The sequence below is a fragment of the Vibrio sp. RM-41-2B genome, from assembly GCF_024744415.1.
Lineage (GTDB): Bacteria > Pseudomonadota > Gammaproteobacteria > Enterobacterales > Vibrionaceae > Vibrio > Vibrio diabolicus.
In genome coordinates, this window is the sequence record NZ_JAMQWD010000012.1 from 46,493 (window position 1) to 55,173 (window position 8,681).

The window sequence follows — 8,681 nt, forward strand, 5'->3', positions numbered from 1 at the left end:
CGCATTTATATGCAAGCTAGGTATTTCGAGTGAGTTCAAAACTCTGAAAGAAAATGTCCAGTTCCACGTCCGCGCAAATCTACCACCGCTGACAACAACGATCTTTGACATTTTGGGATACGAAAAGTTATTCAATGATAGCTAAATTAGAAAATCCATTAACTCACTTTTGTCCAAAAGAGAGTTAAACAGCTTTCTTGCAAGAAAGCTGTATCTCTAATTCGAATAAGATGTTTGAGGCGTTCAAGGCACCTAAGTTGGTATTGTGGTGTTACGTGTGTTTCTCTCAATCAGGGTTTTAAAATCAAGAATTTTTCTCTGATTTCTGAGTTTGGTCATTGCTTGTGCATCATCCACCACACAAATCCCAGCGGCGGTGTTCTGGCAAAACTGAGAAGCCAGGCAACGTACCTCGATAATTGCGGCTTTATCGCGGCGATGCGCTCGTAAGGTCAGGAGTGATTTCGGTTCGTCATACTCAATAAACTCGTAGTCTCGAAACAGTAAAGCAAAACTCACCGCCGCTGCTTCGGTGTCCGTAGCAGGAACGGTGGCATAATGGCTTCGGGTTATAGGAATAGCATGAATAGGGTAATCATCATTGAGTAATACCGACAGGTTGGGATGCATGTCAGCAATATGCCCTTGAATGTAATCTCGTCGTATATCTTGATAAAATTTCTGATATTGGAAGTACGAGAGCGTAATGCCGTTGCTAATATCCCAATTGTTATCTCGTAGTAAATCACTAAAACAGTAATCATCAATCTTCAACAGTTGCTTGAAGTTGTCAAAACCACCCAACGTCCGTTGGATTTGTTTTTGGCTCACACCACGTTTGAGCAGGTCGGCTTCATTGAGATACGGTTCAGTGCGTAATATCGTGGTGACCAGCTCAATTAGACCGATATCCACGGCACTAATACCTTGCATCAGAAGCGGCGCAAAGTAGTCGGAATGGGAGTAAGCCAGGCCTTCATCTAGTGCTGAAATTACGCTAAGGCGTATGGGGTTAGTCATCATCATGGTTAAACTCCTAATTAAGAGAAAAGGGGACGTGTCAGGCTTGGGGTAGTGTAATAACCTCTATAGATCAGCCAGCGGAAGTAAAAACGAATGGCGTCAATACGTTGTTTTTGCTCTTTGTGGCATATGTTCGATTGGCGAAGTGTCTTACGATATTGACGAATGTCTCGCGTCTGTATGTATAACCTTTCATTGCTGCTGGAGTGGTTGTCGTCAACGAAGCGTAAAAAATGATGAAGGTAATCTGTAATCTGATTGAGTCTGAATCTAGGCATCCCTGACTGAGCACGCTCTTCCATTAATTCACTTAACCAATTGAGGTATGGAAAACGAATGTCCTCTTCTGCATTGATCAAGTCTAGAGGGGGCAAGGTTGGGAAATCGTCTGTTGACGGTTTGTGTTTGTAAGCACGAAGCACAGGAAAATGTTTAGCCATTAAATGGATTTGCACTAATAATTGCTGACTCAATGACGGAGAGTCGGGAAGGTCATGAGGGATGTTTTTGAAGAAGCACTTAGCTTGCAAGCGCACTGCTTTCGCTCTGCTTATTGCATACTGTAGTTCATCTGTTTTCAGTGCCACAAAATAATGAGACCTAGTGTGACCTGAGATTCTTAATAATAATGGCGGTGTGATTTTGACTTGATAAATGCCATGCTGATTGGTGGAGATATGATGGGCGCTAAGCTGACGGTGTTGCTTTATTCCGATGTTTTCAGTTTGATGAGTGACGGTTTGGCGGCCTTTTCGACGTATACGGCGCAGTGCTTGCATTTCACCAAAGTGTGGGGGTTCGCTGATGGACTTCACTTCTAATTGGCTTAAGTGAGTTTGAGGTAAGTGTGAATGTGGCATTAAAACAATCCTTATTTACTGAATTTAGGATGCAGAAAGCTGCACCCTAAACTAGTTGAGGGGGTCATAAGTGACGGTGAGTTAATGAATTGGAGCTAAACTGTTTAGGCTCAGCAGTAATACCTCAGGTAGAGGTGGGTTATTACGCGCTCCGTCTACACTCGGTACGGTACTGTCCCGCAATGGAATAGTATTTACCTGTTGATTTGACAATATAATCGCTCCAGCACTGATGAATCTCATATCGCTCATTGAGATACAAAGCACTGTTGTATGAGGCACGGGTCGTATTTGGATCTAAATGGGCAAGACACATTTCAATGGCATCTACTTTGAAGTTAGTGTTCTCGTTGAGGTAGGTACTTGCGATACCTCGGAATCCATGACTGACTAAGCGTCCTTTTAACGTGGTGAGGTTTAATGATGACGTAACAGCGTATGGGCTGATGTGAGGAAACTTAGTGTTCTGTTTATCAGATGGGAATACATGCGCCTGGTCTCCTGAAATGGGCTTCATAAAGGCTAACAAGCCGAGCGTATATTCGTTCAGTGGAACGAGATGCTCACGCGCACCTTTAGTGTAAAAGTTAGGCACCGTCCAAAGCTTCAACTTAAAGTCAATGTCACACCATCGCATCGCGGCGAGTTCAAACGCTCGTGTCATCGTGTGGAGTTGCATTTCAAACGCGCAGCGAGTGACTAATTTCATATTGTGTTTTGACATGGTAGCCATTACCTCTGCTAACTCATTAGGAGGGACAGCAGGCATATGCGTTACCTTTGGCTTAACAAACTCATCTTTGATATTTGCTAACCAGTTACTCTTGATGTAGGTTCTATTAATAGCAAAATACATGATTTGGTTAACAAAAGTACAAGCGCGTTTTACGTTTTCTAGTTGTCCTTTTGCTTGAAGCGGTTTGATGACTTCAATCACGGCGGTGGTGGTAATAAGGCTCAGAGGTATGTGGCCTAGCTTTGGGTATAAATGACGCTTGAAGAACAAGCGCTTTCGATGACTTGTTCTCACCTTATTCATAATACGCTTGATTTCTTCTTCACCAAAACCTGTACCATTCTTTTCGGCTTCCTTCTGAGCTTCTTCAAGTAACTTTTTACGAGTGATCGTCTCTTTTCCTTCGTCTCGTTCAAGCATAAGCTCGGCAACCAACTCAAAGGTACGCTCACTGACAATGGCTCGGTCAAGTTTTTGCTTATCACGATAGATTTTTGGATCAACGTTATTTGCCATCTGTGTACGAAGCTCTTCTGCTATTTTTCGGACTTTGGCGAGTGTTAGGTTAGGGTATGAACCAAGCCCGATTTTCTTGCGTTTTTTGGTGTTAGATTCTGTATAGATAAATAACCAGTTCTTTGAGCCATTATTACGTACTCTTAAGTAGAGGTTTCCTCCATCCGATAGTGTGTATTCTCTATCATTTGGTTCTGCTTTTTTAATTTGTGTGTCTGATAATTTATAGATAGCAGCCATGCTGTTACCCTCCTTTATTTGTGTGTGTCCCCTGAACTTATCAATCGGTTTAGGGGTACGCAAGGGGGTACTAGAGCTGTGAGATGTAGTGAGAAACAATGATTGTGAAAGAGTGTTATTCTATTTTAAATCAATTGGTTAGGTGGTTGCGTGAGAGTTAGTGAGACCTAATGAGTCGTGTCTAGGAATTCTCAAGAGGGATTCGCAACGCGTGGCATTTTTACTATGCGTTGGTTTTAGTGTTTAAGGCGGTTTGCAGCAGCTTCGGTATTGCGTTGCTCACCCCTTAACAGGGCGTTATGTACTAGGAGTCATTGGTTGGATATTTTTATCGATAATATATTAGCTCAGTTGCTTTCTACCTCTGTGGTGGTTGGGATTGCTGCTTTCTTAATGAAATCATGGTTTACGCATCACTTGTCTAAGCTAGAGAAAAGTAACATTCATGAATTGAACATACAGTTGGAATCCCTAAAGGCTCAGTGGACTAAAGAAACCGCAAAGTTAAATGTACATGAGTCATATCTTCACAATAAAAGAGTTGAACTCATCGAAGATCTATACGAACAGATGCTCGAAGCTGAGTTCGAGTTACAAAATTTTCTTTTGCATTGGTGGGCATACACACGTAAAGCTAATGATGGTATTTACGCAGAGCAAGATTCCGTCGTGGCAGATGATTCAATGAGAGCACGTGGAGAAGCATTCTGTGAGAAATATTTATATATTAATTCAGTTCTTCATAATAAAGCTCTTTACTTTGATGATCAGTTCATAGAGTCGGTATTAGGTGCATATAAGCCGTATTTCGATAGAGTACTTGAACTAAACTACAATCAGCTATCTTTGATGCCAGAAGAATTTCATGATGTTGTCAACAAAGGTAGAGAGCCAAGAAGAGAAGTAATTGATATATTTAGAAAAGCTCTTGGTGTTGCTAGTTAGTACGTACATAACAAAGCGTTTAAGAGGGATTCTCAACGCTTGGCAGTTTTGGTTCAAAGTTTAGCTTTTGTGTTTATGGCACAATGGTTTAAGTTGGGTGGCATCGCGTTGTTCACCCCTTAACGCGGCGTTAGTACGGGTTTGACATCAAAGGTCATAAGTTTTGGTGTTTATCTGTTTTGGCGATCGTCTTTACACCTTTCAGTTAGTGCCTTTCATGTTCTTTCCGGTGGCACTATATGCGGAGTGTTTGCTTTGATTTCACCGTTTACGGTTTCTAACTCTTACCCTATTTCTTTGGTGCTTCTTCTCTTTCGTGGTTTTTTGCTACGTCAGAATTGTCTTTCTTTGGTGTTGCCGTCGAGGTCCGAGGATCGAATCCTTTCCTAATTTGAAGCAAGTGAAAGTAGGGCAGTTCAGTGCATTTTTCTTCTAGCCAACTCTCGTCTCTTAATCGAGTTTAAGTTTTGTAGCTGCCCGTCTCACTTCAGTGTTCAAAGCCTTTCATATCATGCTACTTTTCAATATCTTGGAGCGCATAAATAGAAGTCGCGCATGTACTAACAAATTGCTTAAGAGTGATTCGTAACGCGTGGCATTTTTACTATGCGGTGGCTTATGTGATTAAGGCGCCGTGCGGTAGCTTTTGTATTGCGTTACTCACACCTTAGCAAGGCGTTAGGCGACATGAGATAAACGATAGAGTAGTGATAGTATCTTGGCGTGAATCTAGCTTCAGTTAATAGAAAAGGAGTGGATTAATGAATGGTAAAGCATTTGATAATTGGCAAAAATCTCGAAAGAAAGGATGTTTAAATTGGCTTTTCAGAACAACTTTCGTCGCAGCCATTTTGTACATGATTTTTAATGTTATTTTCCTTTATCCATCTTCTGATGCGGCAAGCATTACGATTTTCTTATCGGATAATGCTCTTAATTACTCAATTTACACGATCGGGATGTTTTTCGCATTTGGGGCTATTTGGCTATACAACGAATCTTCGTATGAGAAAGAAGTTAAACGTAGAAATGTCGCCTAACAAACTGTTCAAGAGGGATTCGCAACGCGTGGCATTTTCACTATGCGTTGGTTTTTGTGTTTAAGGTGGTATGCGGCGGCTCTTGTATTGCGTTGCTCACCCCTTAACAGGGCGTTATGTTAATGGAGTATACATCTTGAAAAATGATTCAGTGGTTGAGTGGAGAAAAACATGCTCTTATTGCCACACCAAGTTCATAGCTAGAATGACTAAGCCTTTCCCAATCAGGGTCAGTGACTTTAAAGTTTCTCATGGAACATGCAGTGATTGTCGTGAAAAGCAGCAAGAAGAGTTTCGAAAACATAGAAATGCAGCTTCTCTTCATTGGAGCTTTGACAGCGTCAAAGAATACTTTGAAGACAATCCACCTTATTTGGGGCAGGAGTTATTAGTTCATGATACAAGTTGGCATACAAATACCTATGCAGTCGTAACTGTTAAAGTTCCCGCACATACAAAGCAAAAGAGAATTGTTGTAGAAAGTTATACAAATGGGTACTCGGGGCAAAGCTTCTATCGTTCTGGTAAAAATTGTTTCTCTCCCAAAGGTCAAGTAAGGCTATTACCTTACAATGACAAGATCGGTTCATTAGCCAAACAAGCTCCAAGAAATGAAGTACAGCTAAGCTCGAAAGAAGTATTTGATATTATTGGTGAAAATTAACATAACAAAGCATTTAAGAGTGATTCGCAACGCTTGGCGCTTTCGCTTCGCTCAAGTATAGCCAAGCGCCGCTCACACCTTAATGCGGCGTTAGCTTTACTCGGAGGTACAATGGAATTACCAACATTTAAGTATCATCCAGATCCCATTAAAACGGGTGCTTTAGAAGTTACAGATGAAAATTGTGAATGTTGTGGTGTCAGTCGTGGCTACAGGGCAACTTCTACTATTTACTCTGAGCATGACATAGAAACTATTTGTCCCTGGTGTATTTCTGATGGCTCGGCGGCGAAGAAATTCGACGGAGAGTTTGCTGATCCACATCCATTGATGAAAGCTAGACTTGATAAGTCTGTGGTGAAGGAAGTTTGCGAGAGAACTCCAAGCTATATTTCATGGCAGCAAGAAGTGTGGCTATCGCACTGTGGCGATGCTTGTGAATTTCATGGAGATGCAGAGAAGTCTGATCTATTACAGGTAAAAGACGCTGAATTAGAGGTTTTACTAAACGATCAGCTAATAGGTATTAATGAGTGGCATCAAATAGTCACTTACTATGAAAAAGGTGGAAACCCAGCAATCTACAAGTTCAAGTGTAGATCATGTGGCATATTTACTTATTCGCTGGACTTTGCGTAAAGCTAACAAACTGTTTAAGAGTGATTCGCAACGCGTGGCATTTTTACTATGCGTTGGTTTAAGTGTTTAAGGTGGTATGCGGGAGCATCTGTATTGCGTTGCTCACACCTTAACAGGGCGTTAGCCCTCAAGGAGAAAATATAAAATTGTTTGAAAATCATTTAAAAAGGACAAAGTTTTTGCTGTTTTTACAGGGTATATCTGTTGCAGTTACTCTGTTTCTACTATTTACCTTGCTTGCCCAAGTTAATCAATTGAGCTCTTCGAGTCTTTTTCTCGCATTTGCAATCGTTTTAGTGATGCTAAGCTTGAACTTGTCTAGTTTTTACGGGTTGTTAAAAAAGAAGCTTTGGGTATTTAAGTTAATGATCGCTCTTTATTTTATCCAGATGATAGGCATAGAAACGCCTAACTTTTCCTTAGCCTTTTCTTCTGGAATTGAAGTACCGATAAGTGTGAATGTTAATGAAGTAACAGTTTCTCTAAACTTACTGGCAATCTTGGTGGTTTGGTTGTCGTATACAAGTCTTAACCTTTTGAAAAAGGGCTAACAAATTGTTCAAGAGTGATTCGGCACGCGTGGCATTTTTACTATGCGTTGGTTTTAGTGGTTAAGGTGGTATGCGGAAGCTTCGGTATTGCGTGCCTCACACCTTAACAAGGCGTTAGGGGTTTTAGTTCAAATTCGGAGAATTACGTGGTAGAAAAAATTGGGCATATAAAAAAACCGTTAACAGTAATTGCAATATTTGCAGCAATCGCAGAGATTAGTGGGACTACAGTTTTGCCGTTTATTGACCCTAAAAACCAAGAAATCTATATTTGGTTTTTAATGTTATTTCCAACTTTATTGGTCTGTATCTTCTTTTTGACTCTGAACTTCAATCATAAAGTACTATATGCGCCTTCTGATTATAAAGATGAAAACCACTTTGTTAATTTATTTCCTAAGGCATCTGTTGAGCAACAAGAAGCGAAGTTAAGAGAGGAAGTGGAGGAAGTTCAAGCTGAGTCTGAAATTGACAAACCCAAGGATAAGACATCTAAACTGAACCCCCATTCTAATAAAGTTGTTCAGAACAATTCTCGACGAACTTTAATGGGTGAGGTAGCGCTAGCTGAAAAGCTTGCTGTTAACAGCTTAAGCCTTGAGACTCAAGACTGATGTGACATTTAATGGTCAGCCCTTTGATGCTATTGGTGTTTCAAATGATACAATTCATGCAGTTGAGGTTAAGTTGTTTAGGGCAAAAATGGTCGATTTCTCTCGCTTAACAAAAGTTTTAGAAAGAGCTGAAATTGCAGCTAGTCACTCAGCTAATAGTTTTGACTCAAAGAATTTTGTATTACATGTAGTTGCTGTTATGGATACACCTCATCTTGAGAAAGGTATGTTTGAACATGGTTTTAAGCAATTTTCAGAACGTTTTAAGGTCAAAGTTAAGTTGCATGTCACTAGTTTAGAAGAGCTGCAAAATCAGTATTCGTACACATAAACCCCTAACAAACTGTTTAAGAGTGATTCGCAACGCGTGGCATTTTTACTATGCGTTGCGTTTAGTGTTTAAGGTGGTATGCGGCAGCTTTGGTATTGCGTTGCTCACACCTTAACAGGGCGTTATGTGCTTGGAGGAAAAATGGAATATTTTCAGTACTATGGAATCGACTGGGTTGCAATGGTACTTACGTTTCTTGCAATTTGGCAAATTGGAAATAAGAACAAAATCGGGTTCATTTTAATGATGTGCGGTAACACTAGTTGGGTAGCAGTTGGTTATCTTACTGGCAGTGTGGCAATGATAATTGCAAATATCATCTTTTTCTCAATGAACCTTAGAGCAATCATCAAATGGTCGACGACAGAGAAAGAGCCTAAATTTAGTGTTGCTGAGCAGTCATCTACAAACTAGAAGTTCGCACATAACAAACTGTTCAAGAGGGATTCGCAACGCGTGGCATTTTTACTATGCATTGGTTTTAGTGATTAAGGTGGTATGCGGCGGCTTTTGTATTGCGTT

General features: G+C 40.6%; 11 protein-coding genes. 8 read left to right on the top strand and 3 right to left on the bottom strand.

Translation table 11 applies throughout. The features are described from left to right. Positions 1-252 precede the first annotated feature (252 nt). The 3 genes from NB463_RS09260 to NB463_RS09270 all read right to left on the bottom strand — a co-directional run bounded on the left by NB463_RS09260 (position 253) and on the right by NB463_RS09270 (position 3,375). Entirely contained in the window at positions 253-1,026 is a 774-nt protein-coding gene (locus tag NB463_RS09260) for a hypothetical protein (protein ID WP_258431999.1), read from the bottom strand. A 14-nt stretch (positions 1,027-1,040) separates the two neighbouring features. After that, entirely contained in the window at positions 1,041-1,883 is an 843-nt protein-coding gene (locus NB463_RS09265; RefSeq protein ID WP_258432000.1) for a hypothetical protein, read from the bottom strand. A 142-nt stretch (positions 1,884-2,025) separates the two neighbouring features. Beyond that, the gene (locus tag NB463_RS09270; RefSeq protein WP_213897820.1) at positions 2,026-3,375 is read right to left on the bottom strand and encodes a tyrosine-type recombinase/integrase; all 1,350 of its coding nucleotides are present in this window, start codon (positions 3,373-3,375) and stop codon (positions 2,026-2,028) included. A gap of 318 nt (positions 3,376-3,693) precedes the next feature. Between NB463_RS09270 and NB463_RS09280 the strand changes: the two genes are divergently transcribed. From NB463_RS09280 to NB463_RS09340, 8 genes are all read left to right on the top strand, one after another. Next, entirely contained in the window at positions 3,694-4,320 is a 627-nt protein-coding gene (locus NB463_RS09280) for a hypothetical protein (RefSeq protein WP_258432001.1), read from the top strand. 761 nt (positions 4,321-5,081) lie between these two features. Further along, positions 5,082-5,360 (top strand): hypothetical protein, encoded by a 279-nt coding sequence (locus NB463_RS09290; RefSeq protein ID WP_258432002.1) that lies wholly within the window; start codon positions 5,082-5,084, stop codon positions 5,358-5,360. A gap of 136 nt (positions 5,361-5,496) precedes the next feature. After that, complete coding sequence (locus NB463_RS09300) at positions 5,497-6,024, top strand: hypothetical protein (protein WP_258432004.1); 528 nt, start codon at positions 5,497-5,499, stop codon at positions 6,022-6,024. Positions 6,025-6,135: 111 nt separating this feature from the next. Next, positions 6,136-6,663, top strand: coding sequence for a CbrC family protein (locus tag NB463_RS09305; protein WP_059678521.1), 528 nt, complete (start codon positions 6,136-6,138; stop codon positions 6,661-6,663). Positions 6,664-6,809: 146 nt separating this feature from the next. Beyond that, entirely contained in the window at positions 6,810-7,214 is a 405-nt protein-coding gene (locus tag NB463_RS09315) for a hypothetical protein (protein ID WP_053809700.1), read from the top strand. Positions 7,215-7,360: 146 nt separating this feature from the next. Continuing rightward, complete coding sequence (locus NB463_RS09325; RefSeq protein ID WP_258432007.1) at positions 7,361-7,828, top strand: hypothetical protein; 468 nt, start codon at positions 7,361-7,363, stop codon at positions 7,826-7,828. A 1-nt stretch (position 7,829) separates the two neighbouring features. Then, positions 7,830-8,159, top strand: a complete 330-nt coding sequence (locus tag NB463_RS09330; protein ID WP_258432008.1) for a hypothetical protein — start codon at positions 7,830-7,832, stop codon at positions 8,157-8,159. A gap of 141 nt (positions 8,160-8,300) precedes the next feature. Next, the gene (locus NB463_RS09340; protein WP_258432009.1) at positions 8,301-8,573 is read left to right on the top strand and encodes a PnuC protein; all 273 of its coding nucleotides are present in this window, start codon (positions 8,301-8,303) and stop codon (positions 8,571-8,573) included. The last annotated feature ends 108 nt before the right edge of the window (positions 8,574-8,681 follow it).

Excerpts from the sequence above, each read along its gene's own strand:
- NB463_RS09270 (WP_213897820.1), bottom strand. The coding sequence starts at position 3,375 with ATGGCTGCTATCTATAAATTATCAGACACACAAATTAAAAAAGCAGAA.
- NB463_RS09290 (WP_258432002.1), top strand. The coding sequence starts at position 5,082 with ATGAATGGTAAAGCATTTGATAATTGGCAAAAATCTCGAAAGAAAGGA.
- NB463_RS09265 (WP_258432000.1), bottom strand. The coding sequence starts at position 1,883 with ATGCCACATTCACACTTACCTCAAACTCACTTAAGCCAATTAGAAGTG.
- NB463_RS09305 (WP_059678521.1), top strand. The coding sequence starts at position 6,136 with ATGGAATTACCAACATTTAAGTATCATCCAGATCCCATTAAAACGGGT.
- NB463_RS09260 (WP_258431999.1), bottom strand. The coding sequence starts at position 1,026 with ATGATGATGACTAACCCCATACGCCTTAGCGTAATTTCAGCACTAGAT.
- NB463_RS09340 (WP_258432009.1), top strand. The coding sequence starts at position 8,301 with ATGGAATATTTTCAGTACTATGGAATCGACTGGGTTGCAATGGTACTT.